Annotated in this window: 19 protein-coding genes; 11 read left to right on the top strand and 8 right to left on the bottom strand. The window is 55.3% G+C overall.

The window, feature by feature from the left end; genetic code table 11:
- Window positions 1–20 precede the first annotated feature (20 nt).
- The 3 genes from SD425_RS06465 (at window position 21) to SD425_RS06455 (ending at window position 4,649) form a co-directional block, all read left to right on the top strand.
- Window positions 21–1,160, top strand: coding sequence for a SusE domain-containing protein (locus tag SD425_RS06465; RefSeq protein WP_324676629.1), 1,140 nt, complete (start codon window positions 21–23; stop codon window positions 1,158–1,160).
- 7 nt (window positions 1,161–1,167) lie between these two features.
- Window positions 1,168–2,349 carry a glycoside hydrolase family 76 protein gene (locus tag SD425_RS06460; RefSeq protein WP_324676626.1) on the top strand — a complete coding sequence of 394 codons (1,182 nt, stop codon included), beginning with the start codon at window positions 1,168–1,170 and terminating at the stop codon, window positions 2,347–2,349.
- A 98-nt stretch (window positions 2,350–2,447) separates the two neighbouring features.
- Window positions 2,448–4,649 (top strand): GH92 family glycosyl hydrolase, encoded by a 2,202-nt coding sequence (locus SD425_RS06455; RefSeq protein WP_324676624.1) that lies wholly within the window; start codon window positions 2,448–2,450, stop codon window positions 4,647–4,649.
- Between the two features lie 180 nt (window positions 4,650–4,829).
- On the opposite strand, the gene SD425_RS06450 is transcribed toward SD425_RS06455, so the two are convergent.
- Window positions 4,830–6,041, bottom strand: coding sequence for an AraC family transcriptional regulator (locus SD425_RS06450; protein ID WP_324676622.1), 1,212 nt, complete (start codon window positions 6,039–6,041; stop codon window positions 4,830–4,832).
- 101 nt (window positions 6,042–6,142) lie between these two features.
- Between SD425_RS06450 and SD425_RS06445 the strand changes: the two genes are divergently transcribed.
- Window positions 6,143–7,006, top strand: a complete 864-nt coding sequence (locus tag SD425_RS06445; RefSeq protein ID WP_324676620.1) for a helix-turn-helix transcriptional regulator — start codon at window positions 6,143–6,145, stop codon at window positions 7,004–7,006.
- A 180-nt stretch (window positions 7,007–7,186) separates the two neighbouring features.
- Window positions 7,187–7,591: a DUF983 domain-containing protein gene (locus tag SD425_RS06440; RefSeq protein WP_324676618.1), complete on the top strand. Its 405-nt coding sequence runs from the start codon at window positions 7,187–7,189 to the stop codon at window positions 7,589–7,591.
- 75 nt (window positions 7,592–7,666) lie between these two features.
- On the opposite strand, the gene SD425_RS06435 is transcribed toward SD425_RS06440, so the two are convergent.
- The 4 genes from SD425_RS06435 to SD425_RS06420 form a co-directional block, all read right to left on the bottom strand.
- A complete protein-coding gene (locus SD425_RS06435) occupies window positions 7,667–8,236 on the bottom strand; it encodes a hypothetical protein (protein WP_324676616.1) in 570 nt (189 codons plus the stop codon).
- A 44-nt stretch (window positions 8,237–8,280) separates the two neighbouring features.
- Window positions 8,281–9,792, bottom strand: a complete 1,512-nt coding sequence (locus SD425_RS06430) for a SusD/RagB family nutrient-binding outer membrane lipoprotein (protein ID WP_324676613.1) — start codon at window positions 9,790–9,792, stop codon at window positions 8,281–8,283.
- Window positions 9,793–9,811: 19 nt separating this feature from the next.
- Window positions 9,812–12,949, bottom strand: coding sequence for a SusC/RagA family TonB-linked outer membrane protein (locus SD425_RS06425; RefSeq protein WP_324676611.1), 3,138 nt, complete (start codon window positions 12,947–12,949; stop codon window positions 9,812–9,814).
- A 280-nt stretch (window positions 12,950–13,229) separates the two neighbouring features.
- Complete coding sequence (locus SD425_RS06420) at window positions 13,230–13,913, bottom strand: alpha/beta hydrolase (RefSeq protein WP_324676609.1); 684 nt, start codon at window positions 13,911–13,913, stop codon at window positions 13,230–13,232.
- Between the two features lie 212 nt (window positions 13,914–14,125).
- Between SD425_RS06420 and SD425_RS06415 the strand changes: the two genes are divergently transcribed.
- Together SD425_RS06415 and SD425_RS06410 are read left to right on the top strand one after the other, a co-directional pair.
- A complete protein-coding gene (locus SD425_RS06415; RefSeq protein ID WP_324676606.1) occupies window positions 14,126–14,836 on the top strand; it encodes a DUF421 domain-containing protein in 711 nt (236 codons plus the stop codon).
- Window positions 14,837–14,919: 83 nt separating this feature from the next.
- Window positions 14,920–15,309, top strand: a complete 390-nt coding sequence (locus SD425_RS06410) for a VOC family protein (RefSeq protein ID WP_324676604.1) — start codon at window positions 14,920–14,922, stop codon at window positions 15,307–15,309.
- 13 nt (window positions 15,310–15,322) lie between these two features.
- On the opposite strand, the gene SD425_RS06405 is transcribed toward SD425_RS06410, so the two are convergent.
- Window positions 15,323–16,075 carry a hypothetical protein gene (locus SD425_RS06405; protein ID WP_324676602.1) on the bottom strand — a complete coding sequence of 251 codons (753 nt, stop codon included), beginning with the start codon at window positions 16,073–16,075 and terminating at the stop codon, window positions 15,323–15,325.
- 357 nt (window positions 16,076–16,432) lie between these two features.
- Between SD425_RS06405 and serA the strand changes: the two genes are divergently transcribed.
- The 4 genes from serA to SD425_RS06385 all read left to right on the top strand — a co-directional run bounded on the left by serA (window position 16,433) and on the right by SD425_RS06385 (window position 22,433).
- The gene (serA, locus tag SD425_RS06400) at window positions 16,433–18,328 is read left to right on the top strand and encodes a phosphoglycerate dehydrogenase (RefSeq protein WP_324676599.1); all 1,896 of its coding nucleotides are present in this window, start codon (window positions 16,433–16,435) and stop codon (window positions 18,326–18,328) included.
- 209 nt (window positions 18,329–18,537) lie between these two features.
- Entirely contained in the window at window positions 18,538–20,016 is a 1,479-nt protein-coding gene (locus SD425_RS06395; RefSeq protein WP_324676597.1) for a TlpA disulfide reductase family protein, read from the top strand.
- Between the two features lie 82 nt (window positions 20,017–20,098).
- Window positions 20,099–21,229 (top strand): TlpA disulfide reductase family protein, encoded by a 1,131-nt coding sequence (locus tag SD425_RS06390; RefSeq protein WP_324676595.1) that lies wholly within the window; start codon window positions 20,099–20,101, stop codon window positions 21,227–21,229.
- A gap of 73 nt (window positions 21,230–21,302) precedes the next feature.
- On the top strand, window positions 21,303–22,433 hold the full coding sequence (locus SD425_RS06385; protein ID WP_324676593.1) for a TlpA disulfide reductase family protein: 1,131 nt from the start codon (window positions 21,303–21,305) through the stop codon (window positions 22,431–22,433).
- A gap of 66 nt (window positions 22,434–22,499) precedes the next feature.
- Here the strand turns inward: SD425_RS06385 and SD425_RS06380 are convergent, their stop codons facing one another.
- Window positions 22,500–23,858 (bottom strand): D-alanyl-D-alanine carboxypeptidase/D-alanyl-D-alanine-endopeptidase, encoded by a 1,359-nt coding sequence (locus tag SD425_RS06380; RefSeq protein WP_324676591.1) that lies wholly within the window; start codon window positions 23,856–23,858, stop codon window positions 22,500–22,502.
- A 390-nt stretch (window positions 23,859–24,248) separates the two neighbouring features.
- Complete coding sequence (locus SD425_RS06375; protein WP_324676589.1) at window positions 24,249–24,647, bottom strand: putative quinol monooxygenase; 399 nt, start codon at window positions 24,645–24,647, stop codon at window positions 24,249–24,251.
- Window positions 24,648–24,668: the final 21 nt, after the last annotated feature.

The raw sequence follows: 24,668 nt of genomic DNA, 5'->3' as shown, positions 1-24,668 counted from the left end.
TGCTTCTACCTTCAATACTTATGAAAAAGTTTTCTTGGCCTCTGCTGCTGATACTGTTCGTTATGGGCCTGCTCTCGGGCTGCGACAAAGACGATGACGAGCTAAACGAGACGATTACGCCCGTAAGCAACCTGATTTCACCCGCCACGAACGCCTTCGTGCGCCTCGACCCGCCGTCCAACGCGGCCGTGACTTTTGAGTGGGGCCAGGCGCGCGCCGCCGACGGCACGCTGGTGCTTTACGAGGTACTGTTTGACAAAGAAGACGGCGACTTTTCGAAGCCCCTGTACAGCACGACGTCGGGTTCTAATGGCCTCGAAACCAAGCTCGTACTTACCCACGGCGACCTCAACAAGATTGCCAACCTAGCTGGTATCAAGTCCTCGGCACAAGGCAAGCTGAAGTGGACGGTGAACGCCTCGAAGGGTCTCAACGTGGTAACGGCGTCCGAATCACGCGTGATGACGCTGGAGCGTCCTGCTGGTTTCGCCACGGCTCCCGGCAAGCTCTACATCACGGGTTCGGGCACCGAAGGAGGTGCTAACATCAGCCAAGCCGTGCCCTTCAAGAGTATTTCGTCTGGTGTGTTTGAAATCTATACCCGCCTGACCGCTGGTGATGTGAAGCTGATCGACCAAACTACTGGCACGCCCACGTACTACTACATCGACGGCGCTAAGCTAATGGAAGGCAACCAAGGCACTAGCCCGACTACGACGCCCAAAGTATACCTGATCAAGGTTGACTTCAACAACGCTGCTGCTTCCATGACCGAAATTCAGTCGGTTGGATTGTGGTTTGCCCCCGAGAACAAAGTGCTGGTAACGATACCCTACGTAGGCAAGGGCATCTGGAAGATAGAGAACACGCCTGTCGAGTTCCACCAGGAAAGCTGGGGTCGCGACGAGCGCTACAAGTTCCTGTTCACCCAGAAGAACGCGGCCGGTACTACCAGCAAACAGTATTTCGGCAGCACCAACTCCGACAACCAGCGCGCCACTGCTTCCTCGCCGGCCTCTTACTTCTACCTGGTGCCCGGCCCCGATGTGCAGTACGATTACTCCTTCAAGTTCCAGACAGAAGTCGACAAGAAGAGTGTTGATGTCACGGTGAAGATGCAGCCGGACGGCCCCTATACTCACCAAATAACGGTGCGCTAACCTAGGTATGAGTCAGTCAATCTTTTCGATGCGCCATACCCTGCTGCGGGCTGGTAGCTGCGCTCTGCTGAGCCTGCTACTGCTGCCCGCCTGCAGCGACCCTGTGGATGACGATATCACGCCACCCACGCCCCCACCCGCTGCGGCGGTGGCCAACTGGGCCGCCCGCGCCGACTCGGCGCAGGCGGCCCTACAGCAGGGCTTTTGGTCGCCTACGGCTCAGTATTACCAGAAAAACAACGCTGGCGATGCCTCTTTCAACTACTGGTGGCAGGCCCACGGCCTCGATGTACTCACCGACGCCTATCAGCGCACCAAGAGCGCCGACTACCTAGGCCGTATGCGGCAGCTGCAACAGGGCGCCAAAGCCAAGAACGGCAACACGTACCTGAACGAGTTTTACGACGACATGGAGTGGCAGGCGCTGGCCTGTTTGCGGGCTTTCGAGCTGACACAGGACCCTGACTACAAGAACACCGCTAATCTGCTGTGGGCTGATATCAAGTTAGGGTGGAATGACCAGCAGGGCGGTGGTATCGCGTGGAAAAAGTCGCAGCGCAGCTACAAGAACACGCCGGCCAATGCCCCCGCCGCCATCTTGGCCGCCCGCCTCTACAGCCTCGACCGCAACCCCGACGACCTAGCATGGGCGCAGAAGATCTACGCTTGGGAAAAGTCGAAGCTGGTAGACCCTACCTCAGGGGCCGTGTGGGACGGCATCAACCGGCAGGGCGACAACCAGATTGACAAGGACTGGCGCTTCACTTACAACCAAGGCACCTTCATCGGGGCCGGCCTAGCCTTGTACCGCGCCACGCAGCAGTCTACCTACCTCGATGACGCCACGCGCACGGCTAGCTATGTGCTCAACGACAGCCAACTTTCACCCGGCGGCATTCTTAAGGAGGAAGGTAACGGCGATGGTGGTTTGTTCAAGGGCATTTTGGTGCGCTACCTGAACCTGCTGTCGAATGAGGCAGCCGTTAGTGCGGCCAACAAGGCTAGCTACGTGTCCTTCCTGAAGTTCAACGGTGAGAGCCTATATAAGCGCGGCACTCGCAAACCGCAGTTCATTTTCAATACCAACTGGACCAGCCTTCCCGGCAGTTCCGTTGATGCTTCTACCGAAATGAGCGGCGTGATGATGCTGGAAATTATGGCGGACTTGCAGGCGCGCAAGGTGCTGTAGGCCTTACTACCTAGGTTTTCTTGGCGGCGTAGCGACAAAAGGAATTGCGTTGCTACGCCGCTTTCGTAACCATTCTATTACCCTTCTACCCTAATTCAATGATTAAGCGGAAGAGCTACTTGATTCTGTTATCGGCCCTGGGCGCCTTCTCCTGCGCCAAAACCACTCCGCAGAATGGCAGCGATAAGACGAGTAGCGGCAAAACGCAAGGTGGCCCCTTGCAGTACGCAAACCCATTTATGGGCACGGCGCCGTTCAACGACCCCAAGACCATCGGCTACGCGCCGCCCAAAGACTGGCGCGGCGTGTGGGCCGGCCTTGTGTTTCCGGGTAGCTCGGTCCCCAATGCCATGGTGCAGCTGAGCCCCATCACCGAGTTTCACACCGGTGCTGGCTACGACTACGAGGACTCCGTCATTTATGCCTTCACCCACACCAACAAAGGCCACTGGAACCTGTGCCATTTGCCCATTCTGCCGGTAGTGGGAGCGGCCAACGCCAAAGGTGACTACTCCTCCCGCTTTTCTAAATCGACCGAAACTGCCTCGCCCGGCTTCTACGGCGTTACGTTGCAAGACTACGGCGTGCAGGTCCGCCTGACTTCTACCCTGCGCTGCGGCTATCATCAGTACCGCTACAGCCAAAAGGCGAACCGCAGCATTGTGTTCAAGCTGGCGCAGTCGAACGAGCGAGTATCGAACTGGAACATCGAAAAAGCTGGCGATGCTGCTGTGCAGGGTTTCCAGGAAACCGGACGCCAAACCGTGTTCTTCTATGCGATGCTCAGCGAGAACATGCAGAACCTCGATGTGCAAGGCAAAGGCACGAAAGACGGCCTAGCTGTGCTGCACCTATCCGATGGTGGCAGCAAGCCCGTAGAGTTGAAAGTCGGAATCTCTTTCGTGAGCGTGGAGAACGCCAAGCAGAACCTAGAGAAAGAGATAGGTAGCCGCTCCTTCGACGCGGTGCACCAGGAAGCCGCCAAAACTTGGGAAGGTCTACTGTCGCGGGTAGAGGTAAAGGGCGGGACGCCCAAGCAGAAGCAAATGTTCTACAGCTGCCTGTACCGCTCCTTTCTGTGGCCGGCGCTGCGCAGCGACTCCAACGGCGAATACCGCGACGTGCGGGGCAACGTGGTGAAAGCTAGCTTCAACTATTACACCGAGCCTTCTCTTTGGGATACGTACCGCAACAAAGACTTGCTGGTGGGCATGCTCCGGCCCCAGGTAGCCACCGATGTAATTAAGTCCTTGCAAGATGTGGGCGATAAAACTGGCTTCATCCCGACGTTCTTTCACGGTGACCACGCCGCGGCCCTCGTTGCTGGTTCTTACCAACGCGGTATCACGGACTTCGACTTGAAAGATGTGTATCGGCTGCTGCTGCGCAATGCCACCGTAGAAGGAGGCACGCGCCCGCACATCACCGAGTACATCGAGAAAGGTTACATCTCCACTAACGAGGTTTCGAACCCCGAAGTAGAAACCAAAGACAAAGCCGGCGTGTCGAAAACGCTGGAGTACGCCCTTGATGACTACGCCGTGGCCCAGCTCGCCAAGATCCTGGGTGATACCACCAACTACCGCATAATGATGGCTAGGTCGAAGAACTACAAGAACGTATTCGACCCCAACCGGAAGTTCATGCGCGGCCGGCGGTCCGATGGTACGTGGGTGAAACCCTTCGACCCCAAGTACCCCTACTATGAGTATATGTACCGAGAGGCCAATGCTTGGCAAGTGTCCTTCTTCGCACCCCACGATATGCCCGGCCTGGTGGCCTTGTACGGTGGCCCGCAAGCCTTCGAGAATAAACTAGATTCGCTGTTTACGGTGCCTTGGAACCCGAACCACATTGCCCGCAACGTATCGGGCTTCATTGGGCAGTACTGCCACGGTAACCAGCCCGACCACGAAACGCCCTTCTCCTACTACTTCGTCGGCAAACCGGAGAAATCGCAGCGCCGCCTCGATGAGATTATGGAGAAGTTCTACGGCATGGGCAAAGACGGCCTAGGTTACTCCGGCATGGATGACGCCGGCGAGATGTCGGCCTGGTACGTGTTCAGCTCCACCGGCTTATATCCGTATTCCGCCGCCGATGCCAAGTACATCGTGAGCGTGCCCGTCTTTGATGAGGTAAAATGGAAGATGGACAACGGCAAAGTAGTGACCATCAAAAAGTCTGGGCCGAGCCGAAACCTAGGTCCAATCAAGGTAAACGGTAAAACCAACCAGGGCTACTTCGTCGACCACACCCTCTTCCGCGAGGGCGGCGACCTAGAAGTAACGACGCAGTAAATAGAACCTAGATAGAGTGTATAGATAGGACGTGGAATAAATATTTACACCCCGATGGAGCGTCGGGCTGCACTTTTCGAACTCTGGTTTGGCATGTGTAGCCCGACGCTCTTTTTGGACGTAACCCACACACCTAGCCTTAAGCTAGGCCAAGACTTCAGTATGCCCAGTCTTACTTGATCAGGTGCCGCGGCCGTATTCGCTGGGAGCGACGCCCGTAAACTGCTTGAAAATGCGGTTGAAGGTGGTTTTGGAATTGAAGCCGCATTCGTAAGCAATACCTAGCAGCGTGAGCCGCGCCACATCGGCGGGGTTGGCTAGGCGACGCTTCACGGCTTCCACGCGGTAACTATTCACCAGGTCGTTGAAGGACTGATTGAAGCCATTATTCACGGTAAAAGAAATCAGGCGAGGAGCTAGGCCAGTGTGTGCGGAAAGCTCGGCCAAGGAGAGAGTCGGATTTAAGTACAGTTGCTCTTCCTCCAAGGCGCGTTGCAGCCGGGCCATCACGGCAGGCTCTACGACAGCTGCTTGGCGCGGCACTTCAACGGCAGTTTCGCTGATGACCGGTGTACTTGGGGGCGGCGCCCCCAGTCCACTGCGTTGGACACTTCTTACAACAGCTTCATTTTCTGAATCTTCCGGCTCGGTCGAGGCTTCTTCGGGAGCGAAGTTCACGGCTGCCATGTTCGCCTGCCGCAACCCCACCACCCCGATCAGCAGTACCACCCCACCGAGCAGCCAGGTCGAATAGTCATAGGCATAGTACAGGTCGAAGAACTCGCGCAGTATGACTTCTACCAGCCACTGCGCACTCACGATACCGAGGGCCAGCAGCAGCACGCGCAGCCACGAAAGCCGCAGCTGCGACGTCTCGGAGAAATTGTCGGGCAGCCAGCGCTGGTATCGTTGCAGCAGACGCAAGCTCAACCCTAGGTACACCAGCAGCGACACCCAAGTGCCGATAAACTCCACCCGGTAGGTGTACGGCTGGTGCACGTTTTCCCAAAACCAAAGCTTAGTGGTGTACGGCTGAAAAGTGAGCCACCAATACAGCGCAGCTTGCACCAGCACGGGTCCAAAATGCCACCAGTGCCGCGGCCGAAAACGGAAAGCATGGTTGATCAAGCTCTGCACGTAGAAGTACAGCAGCGGCCCGAAAGCGAAGGAGTAATAAATCGGTTTGAAGTACCAGTTAGCGTCTTGCCCGTACACATTAGCCGCGCGCAGCAGCCCGTCGAACGACCACAGAGCCATAGCAAACATCAGCAAGGCCAGAAACCGATTAGGCAGCCGGTTGTGCGGGGCAAACCACAGCAAGCCAGCCGCAAAAACCGCCTGCGCCAACACGGCATACAACAGCAGAACATCGGGCGTAACGGCGACGCGCATATAGATAACGGCCACGGCAACGAGCCCTTGACAGTTCGTAAAATAGTTATTTAGCTGTCATTCTTGCGGATGTAATTCGGTTTCCGTGAGTTTCTTGCAGCATGAAGGCTTCCGATTTACCTGTACTGGCCATCACGTCATTTCCGCAGCAGTCGAGGCAGCGCAAGCCTTACTATGTGGAGCAGCTACCGGCGCACGCGGCCAAGTTCCCTGGCCTGAGCTTGCCGCACAGCCACGACTTCTACCTGTTGCTGTACGTGACGCAGGGCCACGGCACGCACACCATCGACCTGATAACCTACGAATTACAACCGGACAGCCTGTTTTTTATGACTCCGGGCCAAGTGCACAGCTTGCAGCTCCAGGCCGATGCGCAAGGCTTCATCGTGTTTTTCGACCCTAGCTTCTACCTGTTTCGCTACCCCGGCAGCCGCCTCTACGACTATCCATTTTTCGACACGACGCAGCCGCCGGTGCTGTACTTACCTAGCCCAGAAAACGAATTTGCGCCGCTGTTTGAGCGGATGTTTGGCGAAAATGCCAGTCAACACGACAACCAAGCCGACGTGTTTCGGTCGTACGTGTACCTGTGCTTGGAGCTAGCTGCTCGCCACTACCAGCACACCACCCGCCACGAGGCGCTCTATGGGCAGCAGCAGATCCGGGCTTTCGGGCAGTTGCTCAACCAGCACTTTCGCACCGTGCGCACGGTGGGCGCCTACGCCGAGCTGCTACACCTTTCGGCCAACCACCTGAACGCCGTGTGCCGGCGCGTGCTGAACAAAACAGCTAGCACGCTCATTCACGAGCGGGTGATAATGGAAGCCCAACGCCTCCTCTCCCACTCCGCAAAGTCGGTGGCGCAGATAGCCGACGACCTAGGTTTTGATGATGCTTCCTACTTTAGCCGCTACTTCCGCAAGTACACCGGCCTCACGCCCGAGGTCTTTCGCCACCAGCGTTGATTTGTCCTGTACAAACCGCCAAGTAGCCCGTGCGCGAGGCGCGGGGCAGGGTTAATTTTGCAGCGCTTCCGGGAGGTATTTTCTGAAAAGTTGCCTTAGAAGGCAGCCTGCCTAGCTCCGGAACGTACACACTACCTACCGAGCTGTATGATGTCCACGTCATTGCCTGCCGTTCCTGTTATGAAACCCATCGAATCTTCCACGCTAGCCATGCTGGATCAGCGCTGCCCGCGCTGCCACCAGGGGCCTTTGTTTACGCACAGCGCTTTCAACCTAACGCACTTTACCGACATGCCAGAGCGCTGCCCCGTGTGCGGACAGCTCTATGAAATTGAGCCGGGCTTTTACTGGGGTGCGATGTACATCAGCTTTGCCTTTGGTACCGGCATCATGCTGGTTGTGGGCGTCTTGCTTTACTACCTAGCCGGCGACCCCGACACCTGGGTGTATGTCACATGCGTTTCAATTGGGGTGCTGCTCACTTGTACGCTGTCGTTGCGCTACTCGCGCACCATCATGCTGTACCTGTTTGGGGGCGTGCGCTACGATCCTGATTGGGCTAGCGCTCCTTCGCGCCGTCACTAAGTCCTTCTGTTTTTTACATAAAGAAGCCCCAGCCGAATCCGGCTGGGGCTTCTTTATTCGCTCTTGTAGTGGCTCTTACTTCACCACTCGTACGCGCACCGCCGTCGAAATCAGTTGGCGGCCATCTTCCAAGGTTAGCAGGAAGTAGAAGGGTAGCTGATTGGGGTTTTGGTCGTTGAACGCCGTGGTAGGCGCCACCACGCCGGGCTGACCAGCGTTGGCGGCCCCTACCCGGTTGCGGTACGTCGTGTAGGTTTGGAGGTTCGACGTGAACGTAATCTGGTTGCTTCCATTGCCGGCGATAGGCACCGTGCGTTTGGTTGCGCGGCTGTAGTTGTAGGCCAGCGTATCCACGCTTTGCATCACTGCCAGACCCGTAGCACCCGTTGTGATCTTCGTGATTTCCTTGATCTTGCCTTTTTCGACCGGAATCTGAAGGGTGATGGTGAAAGGGCTAGGTGCCTGCGCCACCGAAGCCGTGACGACGGGATAACGCTCGAAGAACTCCTGGTTGGGAACCGTAATCGGAATATCGGCCAGACTGTCTTCCAGCGGCCCTAGGGTTTTGTCGTCGTACTCTTTCTTGCAAGCACCTAGGCCAGTAGCAAGTGTGAGCAGCAGGAAAAGATGTATGTATTTTTTCATGAGAAAGCACAAGGTGAAGTGAAACGGTTAGCTCTTCGGCAAGGCTAAGGCACATCCCACCACACCGGCACGTTGGTCAGGGGCTGCGGCGTGGGAATGTTGGACACGTTGGACGAGATTTCCACGTTGGGGTAATACAAACGCACCGGAATAGAGGTCGGGCTTTCCGAGCTAGGGTTGGTGGTCAATGCCAAACGCGGGTATCCCGTGCGGCGAAAGTCGTTGTAAGCCTCATAGCCATTGCCGGTCCAGGCAATCCACTTTTGCGTGATGATCTGGTTGAGCTTGTGCTGATCGGAGCCGGCGAGTATAACGATACGAGGGTTAGCGGTGAAGTAAGCCGCAATGTCCGTTGCTGAAATGCCGGCCTTCGCCATAGAAGCCCGAATGCCCTCCTGAAACAGCGCCTGCGGATCACCAGCCGTTTTCAAAATCAACGCCGACTCGGCCAGAATAAACGCCCGCTGAAAGTTGGTAACTAAGCGCACAGGCGCCTCGCCACTCGTTCCGATTACATAAGTACTGAAGCGCGAGCGGTTAGCTCGAACGGGCACCGTGGCCGTACTGCCGTTATCATACCCCGTGAAGATGCCCCGCGACGTGTTGGTAGCCGCTGAGTTGGCCGGCGTGGTTGTGAAGAACGACGGCAGCCGCGGATCATCCTTCACCCGCAACGAATCCAAGAACCGCTGACTCATCATCTGGTCATCAGGGCGGTTGACGTAGTTGTAGGCGTAGAAAGGATTCTGGTTACCCACCGCCGTACCATACGGCACCTGAAAGTCATCGGCGTTGTCGACGATAAGGGCGGCCGTGCCTTTCGCCAGCACCTCGTTGATGATGGAGGTAGCCAGCGTTGGATTCTTCTTGCTGATGGTATTGGCTAGCTTGAGCAACAAGGTGTTACCGAATTTTTTCCACCTAGTTAGGTTGCCCTGGTACACTAGGTCGTCGGCACCGGGCTTGAGCACGCTGGTCTTATCCAGGTCGGCGAGGCCTTCTTTCACCAGGTCAAACAAGCTTTGCACACCTAGGCTCGTGTTGCCCTGGTAGATATCCTGCTGCGTGTCGAAGCGCGGAGCGAAGTTTGGTGCATCTAGGTTGCCTTGCAATGCCTGCGAATAAGGAATATCGCCCCATAAGTCGGTGGTTAGGGCGAAGTTGTACGCCTTCAGGATCTTTGCCGCGCCGGCGTAAGCAGGACTCGTTTCCTGCGTGGCGTTAATGATCTGCTGCAAGTTGATCAGGGTGCCGCCGTAAAGCTCGTTGTTCCACTGGTTGTCGTAGTTGCCGCGAATTTGGTAGGTGTCATACGTCCGCGGCTGGTTGTTGATGCCGGCGGTGTGCTGAATGAACAGCTCCGTCACCCGACCTAGCTCGTTGCCCACTACAAAGCCGGTAGAGGCCTCTGCGCCGGTCAAGAGCACCGTGGGCGGCACGGTCAGCGGCAGGTTAGGGTTGTTGTTGACATCCAAGAATTTGTCCTTGTCGCAGCTGGCAGCGGCGAATGCAAAAACGGCCGCCAAGGAATATCGAAGAAAAGAGGTTTGCTTCATATAAAATCAGTCGGAGCCGTTAGAAGGAAAAGCGAAGGTTAGCACCGTACGTGCGCGCGTTCGGCGGACCTTGCAGGTCGAGGCCCCGGATGTTGCCTGCGCCTTGCGTGTTCAGCTCGGGGTCGAAGTTGGCATTAGGCGCGTAGTAGAATAAGTTACGGGCCGTCAGGGAGATGCCTACCTGACCGAACGGCAGCTTCGTGAGCAGGCTCTTGGGCAAATCATACCCTAGCACCACTTCGCGCAGGCGGTACACCGTGCCATCGTACACGTTCAGGTTGCTTTGCAAGCCAAACGATTGCCAGTAGCTCTGGGCGTCTACCTCGATGTTGTTGGGCCGGTAGGTACCATCACCGTTATCGATTACACCCGGAATGATGCGGGGCAATTCGCGGTCTTTGCCAGTTTCTTCCAGGGCGCCATTGTTGCGGTAGGTACCGTTGGTGAAGGACAGCACATCGCCGCCCTGCCGCGTATCAATTAGGAACGAGAAGTTGATGCCGCGGTAAGCAAAGCTGTTGGTGAGGCCACCCTGCCACTTCACGTTCGGATCGGCAATAATGGAGTTTGGAATGTCGGCCACGAACAAGCCAGTCCGGCCATCGATGATGTACTGCCCATCAGGCGCTGTGGCTTTCTTACCACCCACAATCACGCCGTACGGCTGCCCCGCCACGATGAACGGCAAGCTACCAATGAAGCCCTGGCCGTTGATACGGGCCCGTTCAACGCCTTCGGCGATGTACACCACCTTGTTGCGGTTGCGCGTGTAGTTTGCCGAGATGTCCCACCGGAAGTTGTCGTTGCGGAAGGGCGTTACGTTCACGAGTGCCTCAATGCCTTTGTTATCCAAGCGGCCTACGTTCGCGTAGCGCTGAATAAAGCCAGTGCTGCCGGGGATTGTGATTGGTACAATCTGGTTGCTGCTGATGGTTTTGTACGCAGTCAGGTCAACCGTGATGCGGTTGTTGAAGAAGCCTACGTTGATGCCGCCCTCGTACGACTTCGTGAACTCCGGCTTCAGTGCCGGGTTACCTAGGGTCTGGTTGATGCGGAAGCCGCCAGCGCCGTTCAACGGGAAGTTGAGGGCTGCTACGTTGTTGCCTTGCACCACCACAGCGTACGGCGTGGTCAGCGAATACGGGTCAGCGTCCCGGCCTACTTTCGCGATATTGGCCCGCAACTTACCGTAGGAGAAGAGGTCAGACGAAATCTTGAAAGCATCGGAGAACACGAACCCTAGGGTAGCCGAGGGGAAGAAGTACGAGTTCTTGTTGCTAGGCAAGGTCGACGATTGGTCGACGCGGCCGGTCACATCCACGAACAGGTAGTCGTTGTAAGCCAACGATAACTGCCCATAATAGCCTAGCAAACGCCGCACTTCCGACCGCTCGCCGGTGCCGTTGGAGAACACGCCCCCTACGGAAGCGTTGGTGAAGCCGGGAACCAGAACGTTATCAGCCTGCGACGAGATGCTTTGGAAACGGCGCTGGTTAATGTTCTGGCCCAGCAGCAAGTTGGCATTTAACCCTTGCGTCAGGATATGATCTTTCTTCAATGTGATAAGCAAATCACCATTCAGCTCACTACGGAAGATCGACTGATCGAGAATCTGGCCGGAAGGAACCCGGGCGGCGCCAACGGCATATATTTGCTTACGCCGGTCGGTGTAGGTGTCATAGCCGGCCCGGTAGGCCACGTTCAGCCACGGCGCAAACTCGTAGCTCAGGTTACCCACGTTGATAAAGCGCGTCAAGGCGCTCGTCGTGGGGTTGTTGCGCAGGTTCCAGTACGGGTTATCAGCACCCGAGAAGAAGACACTGCGGTTCGTAACCGGATCCTGGTACGGCAGCCCTTGCAGATTGTAGCTGCGCGGCGTGCTCGGCAACTGCCCAAACGCGCTACTGCCATTGCCCACAGGCGCACCTAGCTGGTTAGTTAAAACCAAGTTTACGGAACCACCGGCCTTGAGCTTGTTCAGCAGTGTGGTGTTGCCGCCAAGCTGAATGCTAGTGCGCTTGAGCGTGGCGAAGTCCGTGATACCCTTCTGATCGGTGTTGTTGATGTTTAGGTTGAAGTTCTGGTCTTTATTGCCCCCAGCGATGTTTACACCGTTCGTCAGTAGCCGCCCTGTTTGGAAGAAATCCTTGATGTTGTTCGGGTAAGCTTGGTAGGGCAGCGTCGAGCCATTCGCCAGCAACAAGCCATTAGCTAGGGTCGGCGTCGTGCCGAAGCGCGGCCCCCACGAGGCCTGTGAGCCAGTGTTGATGTCGCCGTTGGTGGTGGTCAGTACACCATTGGTGCCCTGGCCGTAGTCATTCTGAAGCTTCTGAAGGCCATACACTTGCTGGAAGCTGATGCCGGAGTTCACCGTTACTTCCAGCTTCTTGTTGGCATTGCCGCCGGTTTTGGTGGTAATGATGATGGCGCCCGACGCGGCCCGTGACCCGTACAAAGCCGCTGCCGCTGGTCCTTTCAGGATGTTGATAGAGGCAATGTTGTTGGGGTCAATGTCGAGGGCGCGGTTCGACGATTGCGCGGCACCTAGGGTACCCAGGGTTGTGCCGTTAGTCACATCCAGCGAGTTACTGATCGGAATACCGTCGACCACAAACAGCGGCTGGTTGCTGTTTTGCAGCGACGTGATGCCACGAATGTTGATGTTGGTCGAAGAGCCCGGCAAGCCGCTGGAGCTGGTGATATTCACCCCCGAAACTTTGCCTTGCAGCGCATTCAGCACGTTCGGCTCCGACCGCTGGGCGATTTCATCTCCTTTGATCTGTTGCTGTGTGGTGTTAATAGAGCGCACATCGCGCTCAATACCGAGGGCCGTTACGACGACTTCGTTCAGCTCTTTGCTGCTCGAAGCCAACACAACATTGATCTGGTTTTCCGTCCCGATCGGACGTTCCGTGGTTTCGTAGCCCACCGAGCTGAAGACCAAAGTGCTCCCAGCACCAGCTAGGGTCAGCGCATAGGCTCCATCGGCACCGGTCGAAACTCCGTTGGTTGTGCCCTTCACGAGCACCGTTACTCCCGGCAGCCCTTCTCCCGTTTGCCGATCAGTGACGCGGCCGGAAAGCTTTCGAGTTTGGGCGTTTACTTGCTGCAGCAACGTAAACAAGAGCAGAATGCTCACGAGTAATTTTTGTTTCATGCAGGCGGTTTAGATTGATCCGCCTTAATGTAGATGCCATTCTCCCCGCAAGCAAAAACGACAATTTTGTAATGGCCTATATAACAATAAGCTAGCAGAACAAGGCTATTAGTACATTACCAATAGCACTGTGGTATTACGTTCATCTTTTCTAGCATTAAATTAACATTAAGGAAATAGTGATATTTTACTACATATCATCAATAATGCTAAGATTTTGTACGATAATAAGTGTTGAACCCTTTGTGCCAAGGCTACGCTGCCCATGACACCCTCCTCTCTAGTGAACTGCTGCCCCAAGAAGCAACTGTTGTGTTAGCCACCGCACCACATCAGCGTCGACCTGGTCGCGGCACTCGTCGAGGCCATGGCGGCAGTTAGGATATAGGATTAGCTCTTTCGGCTGCTGCGCGCGGTCGTAGATATTTTCAGAGCAGGTAGCAGGCAAAATTTCGTCGGTAGTACCGTGCAGCAGCAACAAGGGCCGCGGGCTCACCTGCGGTGCTAGATCGGTGCCGTAGGTTTGGCTGCTCATGGCTACTACGGCTTTCACGTCGTGGCTAAGCGCCCCCGCGCTAATCACCACGGCTCCGCCGAACGAATGCCCAACCAACGCCACCGCGCCGTAACCGCGTTGCTGTACTAGGTGCTGTACCGCTAATAGCGTATCGACCACACAATCTTCCAGGTGATTGGGCAGGCGATAATGCAGCCGCAGAGAGGCAATATGCCGGGCAGCCAACTGTCCGGCTAGCCGGGGGTACATGCCCCAGGCGGGTCCGTCGAGGCCGCCGCCTGCACCTCCTACCCACACCACAGCCGGGGCCCCTGCTGGCGCTGGGTGTAGCCTCGCGGGCATGCGTCCCACATTGGTATGAAACGTCAGTTCTTCCACGCCATCAACAACTTGTTCCAGCGTTACTCCTTCCAACACATACTCTTGCTGCTGCCGTTGCTTTGCCATACCAGTAGTTGCTTCCCGACGGTGTACTCCTGGTGTACTCCAATTCGCCAAATTGGATATAGCCAAGGTTATCAACACCAAACTATTTTCCTGTACCTACATACAATAGGCTAACCCTAGCTCAACCATTGCGTTAAGCAGCAGAGAATCTTTTACCTACCTGCGCAGCCCTCACTGGCACGGTTGAAACACCTTTCTTCTGTTCCTTACTAATGGCCCAAGCTAAGCAAGTAGAGCCCTTTGATTGGCATCGCATTTTTTGGTCGGAAGACGCACCGCCCGCTTTTTTAGGTGAAGTCGCACTACGTTGCGCCATCACGTATCTGCTGGTGCTGGGAATATTGCGTCTCACAGGTCGCCGCGGCGTACGGCAGCTCTCCATCTTCGAGCTCAGCATCATCTTGGCCCTAGGCTCGGCGGCCGGCGACGCCATGTTCTACTCCGATGTGCCGCTCACGCACATTGCCGTCGTGTTTCTGGTAGTCGGTTTGATGTACCTAGGCTTTAACTTTCTCACGGAGAAGTCAGTACGATTCAGCGACTGGCTGGAAGGGGCTACTGTTTGCCTTATTGACGAAGGCAGAGTAGAAATGACCACTTTCAAAAAGCAAAACCTCACTCAGAAAGAGCTATTCGGAGAATTGCGTCAACATCAGGTAGAGCACCTTGGGCAGGTACGCAAGCTGTACATGGAAGCCACTGGCAACGTGAGCATTTACTTCTACCCGGATGAAGAAGTGCAGCCCGGCTTACCGATCTGGCCGGAACGGCTGAAGAAAGCCCAGTTGGAAATCACGGATGCTGGTTCGTACGCTTGCTCCACGTGTGGCTACCCTAACACGCTATCGGTGGGCAAGCATACCTGCTCCATTTGCCAAAATCAGCGCTGGCTACCTAGCTCTACGGCCAAGCGCCAAGCGTAAGCCTACCTAGCTTTGGGAGTTGCACGCCGCGTAGCTGCTGTGGCTGGTGTAGCTTTGCCCGTTCACCTTCACTTCTTCTGCTTATGCTAACGCTGCTGCACGTTCACCACATCGCCATCATCTGCTCCGACTACGAGGTTTCGAAGCGTTTCTACACGGAAGTGCTCGGCCTGAATGTTATCCGGGAAGTGTACCGCGCCGAGCGGCAGTCGTGGAAGCTCGATCTAGCGCTGAACGACCACTATATCATCGAGCTATTTTCCTTTCCGGGCGCGCCTCCCCGGCCCTCCCGTCCCGAAGCAATTGGCCTACGCCACCTAGCTTTTGCCGTCTCCGACCTCGATGCCACGGTGCAGGAGCTAGCTCAGCACCAAGTAACAGCCGAGCCGATTCGGGTAGATGAGTTTACGGGCCGGCGCTTCACGTTCATCGCCGACCCCGACGACTTGCCGCTGGAGTTTTACGAGGCGTAAGTAGCACGCTCTTCTACGGAGCAGTAGGAGGTATAAGAGCCAGCAACAGCGCTTGCAAATCTTGGTTAATTAACCGCACGGCAGCTTGCAGCTCATTGAGCATGTTGGCCCGAATGCGCAACTCATCCACGCTGTACACCCCGCCTGTTCCGAACAATAGGGTCTGTTGCCGCTGTCCTTCGGGCGAGTTGGGTTGGGCGAGCTGGCCGTAGTGTTCCCAGCGCTGGCGCGTATTGTGGGCCACAGAGGTTTCACCGCGGTTGCTGAAAGCTTTGTCGTGCAAACAGTACCATACGCTCGGTGGGTACAGCGCCGAACTGGCCTCCTCCTGCCAGACTGCGGTCAGCAGGTTGCGCGGGTGTTCAAACGTAATCTTGTGGTGCGACGTGAGCGAGAGCAAACCTAGCCCCGCCGTGAGTAGGCCGCCCCCAATACCGAAGGTATATTGAAGCGCCTTCTGGTCGAATACGGTGGTGCCGATGCCTGCGACGGCGCCCACGCCAATGGACAACACCGTCAGGCGCTGCACCCGCTGATTTTCTTGTTCGGCCAAGTAGCCCGCCACTTGATCAGCTCGCTCGCCTTCGCAGTCTAGCTCGGCGGCGGTGCTAGCAATAGCCGCCGCCACGAGTTGCAAGTGCCCTAGCACCTGCTGCCGCTGCGCGAGTACGGCAAGCTTGTTGGTTTCGGAGGGCTGATGGTAGGCGGTACGCTCTAACTGCGTTAGGTTTTTGAGCTGCGGCAACACGCCCGCGGCATTTGCCATGAGCAAATTGCGCCGCGAATACCGCGCCGTAAGGCTGCTATCCAGCAAAGGCTTTATGCTTGGAAGGGGCGTATAGGCCGAATCATAGCGAAACACTTGGGGAGGGTCGCAGTAGCCAGCTTCCACCCGCAGCCTAGCTTCAGGCTGACGCGTTGCGGCACAGCTACCTAGCAGCAGGCAACAGCAACACAGAAATGAACGAGACAAAGCAGGCAAAAAAAGCTTCATAAGGGCCGCAAGGAAGAGCTTTCGGCGTGAAGATAGGCCAGATGAGCACCTTCCAACTACCTAGGTCCTACCCAACAAAGTAAGAAAGGCTTTCCAAACCCATCGTTTCCGCCCGATATTGCGGCCGCTATGGCCAAACCTGACCTTCCGTACCTCATTATCGACTTCGACAGCACCTTCACCCAAGTAGAAGGGCTCGATGAGCTAGCCGACATTGCCCTGCAAGGCCACCCCGACCGCACGAAAGTGGTGGGCGACATCCGCGCCCTCACCGACTCGGGCATGAACGGCAGCATTTCCTTCTCCGAATCGTTGCGCCGACGGCTAGGTTTGCTGAGCGCCCGGCGCGAGCATCTGCCGCTGCTGGTGGCCCAGCTCAAGACGAAAGTGTCGGACAGCATCGTGCGTAACCGTGACTTTTTCCGGCAGTTTCCGGGGCGGGTATATATCGTGAGCAGCGGCTTTCGCGAGTTTATCGAGCCTGTAGTGGCTGATTTCGGCATTCCCTCCGAGTATGTGCTGGCCAATACCTTCACCTACGACGAAGCCGGCAACATCTCGGGCTTCGACGCGAGCAACGTGCTGAGTCGCGACGGCGGCAAAATTGAGCAGTTGCGCCAGCTCAACCTCCCCGGTGATGTGTACGTGCTCGGCGACGGCTACACCGACTACCAGATCCGCGAGGCCGGCCTAGCTAATCGCTTCTACGCCTTCACCGAAAACGTGACGCGCGACGCCGTAGTAGCCCGCGCCGACGAAGTGGTGCCCTCTTTCGACGAATTTCTGTACCAGAATAAACTTCCCATGACGCTCTCTTATCCGAAGAACCGCATCCGCGTACTACTGCTCGAAAACATTGAAACGACCGCCGAAAAGCTGTTTCGTGAGGAAGGATACCAGGTTGAAATCGTGCAGGGTGGCCTCGACGAAGATGAACTCGTGGCGCGCATTGAAGGGGTGAGCATCCTAGGTATTCGCTCCAAAACGCAAGTCACGCAGCGCGTACTCGACGCCGCCAACCGCCTGATTGCCGTGGGGGCGTTCTGCATCGGCACCAACCAGATTGACTTGGTGGGCTGCATGAAAAAGGGCGTGGCCGTGTTCAACGCGCCTTTCTCCAACACCCGTTCGGTCGTAGAGCTAGCCTTGTCGGAGATTATCGCACTGGCCCGCCGTCTGCCGGAGAAGAGCGAGAAGATGCACCAGGGCGAGTGGGATAAGTCGGCGAAGGGCGCTTTTGAAGTGCGCGGCAAAAAGCTAGGTATTGTGGGCTACGGCAATATCGGCACCCAGCTGTCGGTAGTGGCCGAGGCGCTGGGCATGCAAGTATTCTACTACGATATCTCCGAAAAGCTCCAGCTCGGTAACGCGCACAAGTTCAAGACCCTGCACGAGTTGCTGCAACAGGTTGATATCGTGACGCTGCACGTGGACGGGCGACCCAGCAACACCAACCTCATCGGGGCCGAAGAATTTGCGATGATGAAGCCCGGCGCCATCTTCCTCAACAACAGCCGCGGCCACGTGGTCGATGTGCCCGCCTTAGCTGCCGCCCTGCGCTCGGGGCACCTAGGTGGCGCCGCCGTCGATGTCTTTCCTTACGAGCCCAAGACCAACTCCGAGCCGTTTGAAAGCGAGCTGCGCGGATTGCCCAACGTGCTGCTCACGCCCCACATCGGCGGCAGCACGGCCGAAGCCCAGCGCAACATCGCCGAGTTCGTGCCCGAGCGCATCATGCAATACGTGAACAGCGGCAACACTCAACAGAGCGTCAACTTCCCCAACATTCAGCTGCCCGACCAACAGGCGCACCGCCTCATTCACATTCACGCCAACGTGCCCGGCGTGCTGGCCCGCATCAACAACGTACTAGCCAACCGCCACGTGAACATCCTAGGTCAGTATCTCAAAACCAACGAGCACATCGGCTACGTGATTACCGACATCGACAAGCAATACGAGCCGGAGGTAATTGACGAGCTACGCCACGTGGAGCACACCATCAAGTTCCGTGTGCTGTATTAATCGGCGGCAGTTTAGGCCCCAGTGCTACGTGGTCCTACAGCTTTAGAGCTGTAGGACCACGTTCGTTTTATGCCAACCGTTGGCGTCTCCATTCTCAAAGCTGTTCTAGGAACCTAGGGTTGTGGAGCCACAATATTATATCTTAATAATTCGGCAATTAATTGACTAGTCTTCAGTACTTTCAGACGTACCATCCACCCTGAAAGCAGATGAAAAAACAACTGCTCCGCTTGCTGTTGCTTACCCCATTCGTGGCGCAAGCCCAGGCCCCTCTCTCGTATGAAGCGAAGAGCCAAAATAAGAAGGTAGAGGCCCCCGCTCCGGTGCCTATCCCCTTTGTGCTGAAAGGTAAGATTGGAAATGTAGATGCACCAGCCAGAGTTTTCTTGTTGCAAGACGGTCGTTTCGATAAATCCGCTCCCTTGCACAACGGCGAGTTCGAGCTGAAAGGCACTACGGACACACCTAAGCAAACCATGATGCTTTTGGTACGAAGTGGTAATGTATATGATGCTTTTGGAGCTTCACGCGTAGACCGCACCAGTGTATTCTTAGAACAAGGCACTATAACATTTACTAGTCCTGATTCTATACAAAATGCGACTATAACAGGCTCGCCGCTGACAACAGAAATTCAGAAATATTGGGCGGCTGGTAAGCCATTGGATGCCAAGTTTATGGCATTGGAAGCTAAGCAGAAAGCAGCTGAACAGGCTCAATCTCCGAAGCTGGTGAGTCGGTTGCAAGCAAAGCGGAAGGCGCTTCTGGAAAAGAGCCACCGTCGGACAATAGATTATATTAAGACTCACCCTAACTCCTACGTGAGCTTAGATATGGTGCAGCGCCTCAGCTGGTCTAATCCCAATTATGCAGAAATCATCCCGCTGTATGACGCGCTCAGCCCGGAACTGCGCAACAGCGTGGATGGTCGGAAATACGGGGAACTGCTTCAAGTTGTCAAGGAGGCTACCGCCGCTAACAGCACCAAGTCGCCTCAAGAGCAGAAGGAGGCCATCAAGCTAGCTATTGCAAAGCACCATGGAGCAGAGATGCTGTATAAGGAAGATAAGCGCAAGCAGCGAATAACCACGTATATCACGACTCACCCTGACGTGCCCGCGAGCTTAGACTCGCTTAAAGAGGTAGTTGGACCAGTGCCTGACCATGCAGAGGCAGCAAAACTTTACAATGCTCTTTCCGCCACGGTTCGAAACACGCCAGCCGGCAAAGCCTACGGGGAGGAATTAGATCGTATCAAGCTTGTTGCCGTGGGTCAGCAGGCACCTGACTTCACCCAACAAACCCCGGATGGACGGCAAGTATCGTTGGCGGACTACCGCGGCAAGTACGTGCTGGTGGACTTTTGGGCCTCGTGGTGCGGCCCGTGCCGGGCCGAAAATCCGAACGTCATCAAAATTTATAACCAGTTCAAAGACAAGAATTTTGACATTCTAGGCGTGTCGCTTGATAAAGATCAGGCGCGTGAAAAATGGTTGAAAGCCATCCAAGATGACAAGCTAGCTTGGACCCAGGTCTCGGACCTGAAAGGCTGGCAAAACCAAGTCGCAATGCTTTATTGGGTGCGGGCCATTCCACAAAATTTTCTGATCGACCCCAGTGGTAAGATCGTGGCCACCAACCTACGCGGTGAGGCCTTGCAGACTACGCTGTCGAAGCTCATTAAGTAGCGGCTGGTGCGCGACGCACTATTGTGCTGAGTAGCAAAGTGGATATATTTCCTCCACAATCGCATCCTCAACCAACACTTGTATGAAGAACTATCTACTTGGTTGCCTGCTGGCTACCGCCTGGACGGCACACGCACAAGCTCCCGTACCATTCACGCTAGAAGGCAAGCTAGGTAAACTAAACAACGCCGCCAAAGTTTATCTGTGGCGCAGCGGCAAAGGTTTCGGCGACTCTGCAACGGTGAAGAATGGCAAGTTCAAGCTGGTAGGCACCCTGACCAAGCCGAGCCAAAGCCGTTTGTACTTGGTACAGAAGGGCAACCGCATGCGGATGCGCACGGGTCAAGCTGACCACACTGCCTTCTTCCTCGATAAAGGCAAAACAACGTTCACCAGCCCCGATTCTCTTGTTCATGCCAGCATCAAGGGGCCGGCGCTGACCAATGAGTTTGAGAAACTGCAAGTGGCGTTGAAGCCGAGCAGCGACAAGATGCAGGCGCTCATGACGGAGTACCGAGCCGCGTCGCCGGAGCAGCGCAAGTCGCCGGAGTTCGAGAAGCGCATGGATGAGCAAGACAAAGTGATTACGGCAGAAGCCAACAAAGTGTATTCGGCTCACATTCGCCAGAACCCTAACTCCTTGATCAGCTTAGAAGCCGTCAGAGAAGTAGGTGGCGCCGTACCGAAATACGACGACGTAGCGCCCCTGTTTGCGTTGCTTTCGCCTGAACTACAAGCTAGCCCCGAAGGTAAAAAGTACGGCGAGAGGCTGGAAGCGCTCAAAAGTGTATCAATTGGTGCCAATGCCCCTGATTTCACGCTCAGCACGCCTGAAGGGAAGCCAGTAAGTCTGAGCCAGTTCCGCGGCAAGTACGTGCTAGTCGACTTTTGGGCCTCGTGGTGCGGCCCTTGCCGGCAAGAAAACCCCAACGTGACCAAAGTGTACAACGAATACAAAACCAGGAACTTCGATATCCTAGGTGTATCCCTCGACACGGAGAAAGCCCGCGACAAATGGCTCAAAGCCATCCAAGACGACCAGCTCGCCTGGACGCAAGTATCTGACCTGAAGGGTTGGGAGAATCAAGCCGCCAAGAGCTACAGCATTCAAGCTATTCCGCAGAACTTCTTGGTAGACCCGAGCGGCAAAATCGTGGCGACTAACCTGCGTGGGGAGGCGCTAAAAACGACACTAGCCCAATTCATCAAGTAGCTATCAGCGGCGTATTGACCTGGTTTAGAGTACCTCTAGTTGCGTAGTGATTCCATAGTTAACCCAAACGTATATGAAGAACTATCTGCTTGGTTTCTTACTACTTACCGCCGTAACGGCTCAGGCGCAAACGCCTATTTCGTTCAACGTGAAAGGCACTGTTGGCAAGTTGAACGCCCCCGCCAAAATCTATTTAGTACGCGGAGGTAATGTATTGGACTCAGCGACCTTTAAAAACGGAGCTTTTGAGTTGAGAGGGAAAACGGATGTGCCCCAAAGCGCCGATCTGGTAATTAAGCGCGATGGTAAGCTAGGAGAAGGCATGTTCGGCATACAGGATGCTACTAGAGTGTACCTAGAAGCTAGCCCAGTGGTGCTTACAAGCCCCGATTCACTACGCAAGGCCACCATCAAAGGTGGCCCGGTAACAGCTGACGATCAACAGCTCCAAGCTTCACTAAAGCCCATTCTTGTCAAGATACAAGCATTTGGAGCGGAAGCGAAGAAAGCATCAAAGGAGGAACGAGAGTCTCCGCTGTTTCAGGAACGGATGAGAACTCAATTCGAGGCCATCAATAAGGAATATGCGCAGTTGTATCGAGCCTTCATCAAAGCCAACCCCAACTCTTGGGTAAGCTTAGACATCCTGTCCTCGCTAGGTATGATGGAAGCGCCCGAGTATACGGTAGTAGCTCCGCTCTATAATGCCTTTAGCCCCGCTCTCAAACGCAGTCCGCAAGGCCAGCGTTATGGCGAACTAGTACAGACTCTCAAAGCAGTTTCGCTTGGCTCAATGGCACCTAGCTTCACCCAGAAAACACCAGAAGGCAAAAGCGTATCCTTGGCAGACTACCGCGGCAAATACGTGTTGGTGGACTTTTGGGCAAGCTGGTGCGGACCCTGCCGGGAGGATAACCCGAATGTTAGAAAGGTCTATAGTGAATTCAAATCGCGCAACTTCGAAATTCTAGGAATCTCGCTGGATAACGAAAAAGCCCGCGACAAGTGGTTGAAGGCCATTCAAGACGACCAACTTGCCTGGACACAGGTGTCCGACTTGAAAGGCTGGGAAAACGAAGTAGCTCGCCTGTACCGCATTCAATCCATCCCGCAAAATTTCCTGATAGACCCGAGCGGTAAGATTGTAGCCCACAACCTGCACGGCGACGAACTGAGGAATACCTTAGCGCAGTTTATCAAGTAGCCATACCCCACGGTACGGCACAAACGCAAAAAAGCCCTAGCAATAAGCTAGGGCTTTTTTGGCAATTTACAGCCGCTCCCGCACTTGCCCTAGCACTCGCTCCATCTCGTTGCGAACCTCAGTGGTCGTCACGACGTGGTTGTTGTTCATGAAGCTCACAGCTAGCAACCTCCCTTTGCGGGTGCGCAAGTAGCCGCACACGTTGTGATTGTTGCTAAGCGTGCCGGTTTTCCCCCAAAACCACGTACCCATTTTGTCGTGGTACACGCGGCGCAGGGTGCCGTGGCCGCCACCCGCCGCTAGCACACTGAGCAGGCGTGGCTCAGGCACTTCCTGATGCAGCTTCAGCAGCAGCGCCACAAACGTGCGAGGCGTCACGAGGTTGAAGCGCGAAAGCCCAGAGCCGTCAACCCAGTGCGGCGCGTCGGGCAGGTCGGCTAGGTATTGCCGGCGCGCGAGTCGGATCACGCGCCCTGTGTCAAGCGAATCCGGACCTAGCTTACTGGAGCACAGCAGCAGGAGTTGCTCGGCCAAAAAATTGTCGCTCACTTGCAGCATCCGGCGGTAAAGCGAGTCGACGGGCAGCCCCATGAGAGTACGCACCGAATCTTGGGGGCGCGGCATCCGCCACGGAAGCACGACAACTGCACGCCGCAGCGTATCCTGAAGCAGTTGCTGCAAGAGCACAGGACTGGTCCGGAAGGGCGTCTCGTCTATCCAGTTCTTCGTTGCGGGGAAATACGTGAACTGATTCTCCGTGACGACCCGCCGCACATGCTCGGCGTCGGTGACGCCGGGCAGGGCGGCTTTCACCATGGGGTTGAAAAAGCGTGGCCCTACGCGGGGCCTCTTCCCTGGCCCACCATAAAACCGCACCGTGTGCCCGTAGATCGGGAAGGGGCCGCGCTCCGGCGAATAATAGTAGTTGTAGTCTTCCCAACCCCAACCCGGTCCAAACGCATCGACGCACGGAATAGGCAGGTAAAACAGCTTCTCGGGACGATTTTGCAGGAAGTCGAACGCACGCCGGCTCGGTACATCGCCGTGTAGGAGCGTGGGGTCGCCGGTACCCCAGAAGAGCAGCGAGTCATGGCGCACCACGTAGCGCAAGCTAGGTACCGAATCGCCAAGTATATGCAGCCCAGCGTAAAAGCTGAAGAGCTTCATGTTGCTGGCCGGGGTGAAGTAGCGGTCGGCATTGAGTTCGTACAGCTTCTCGCCAGTAGCTACGTCGGTGATGCAAACACCAACGAAATGCTGCCGCAGCACAGGCGACTCGGTAATAAGCTTATTCAACCAGCGTGGGCCGTGGCCACGGTTCAAAGAAGTTTCAGACTCATCATCACCTCCGCTGGCAGCGAAGGCAAACGTGGTGGCTAGGAGCAACCCGAGCAAAGAAAGGCGGCGAAAAAACGAAAGCAGCATACACTGCAAGATGCAGCAGCTGAAGGGTAGAAAGAAAGAAGCGGCCCCGAAAAGTTTAGTACCTAGCTTTCTTTCGCCGTGATACCCTGGCTATGCTAGGTCTGAAATCTCAGCGTGTCCCGCTGAGCTAGACAACCAGCTACTATTGCTTTTCAGACACAACCTAGGTATTCCGCATCAATTAATACTCGATAGCAGCAGCTTCAATTTCAACCAGAAGCTTAGAAAACGCAAGCCTTTTAACACCTATAAAACTTATGATAGGCTAATATGTGTGCTGTAGCTTATCATCCAGGAGAGCGAAATGCTGAATAATTTATTTACAAGCTTTAACTAAGCTTCTATATTCTTACAGCTTTGCTGCTCTTGGCTTGTAATTCCTAACCACTTTTATTTAGCGTTTACCTTCCGAAATATCGCGGGCATGGCTTCGGCATCTATAGCGTCCATATCGATAAGCTTCAATGCTTTTACCATTTTAATAGTTGTCGTTTTATACTCCAAGAAATGAGGCGTCTTCAGATGCGACTCATAGGCTTCCCGACTAGCATATATTTCTAGAATTCGAACCTGCGTTGGGTTTTCCTTCTGATACATTGGATAAATAGAAATAACGCCGGGCTCTAATTTGACAGATGCCCGGGATTCTTCCTTGAGAATCTTTTTGTACTCTTCAAGATAATTTGGATCAATCTCTATTTCCGACATGCGAATCATCATATTAGTTTTTTGAGCAGAAACACTAGAGCATGACAAGAGAACCAGAAGTGCAATCAGGGTAAATTTCATAGTGCTTGGTTGTTTTTTGTT

It is taken from the genome of Hymenobacter sp. GOD-10R (assembly GCF_035609205.1).
GTDB lineage: Bacteria > Bacteroidota > Bacteroidia > Cytophagales > Hymenobacteraceae > Hymenobacter.
The sequence above is the reverse complement of the archived record's forward strand: the minus strand, read 5'-3'. Positions and strand labels throughout refer to the sequence as shown.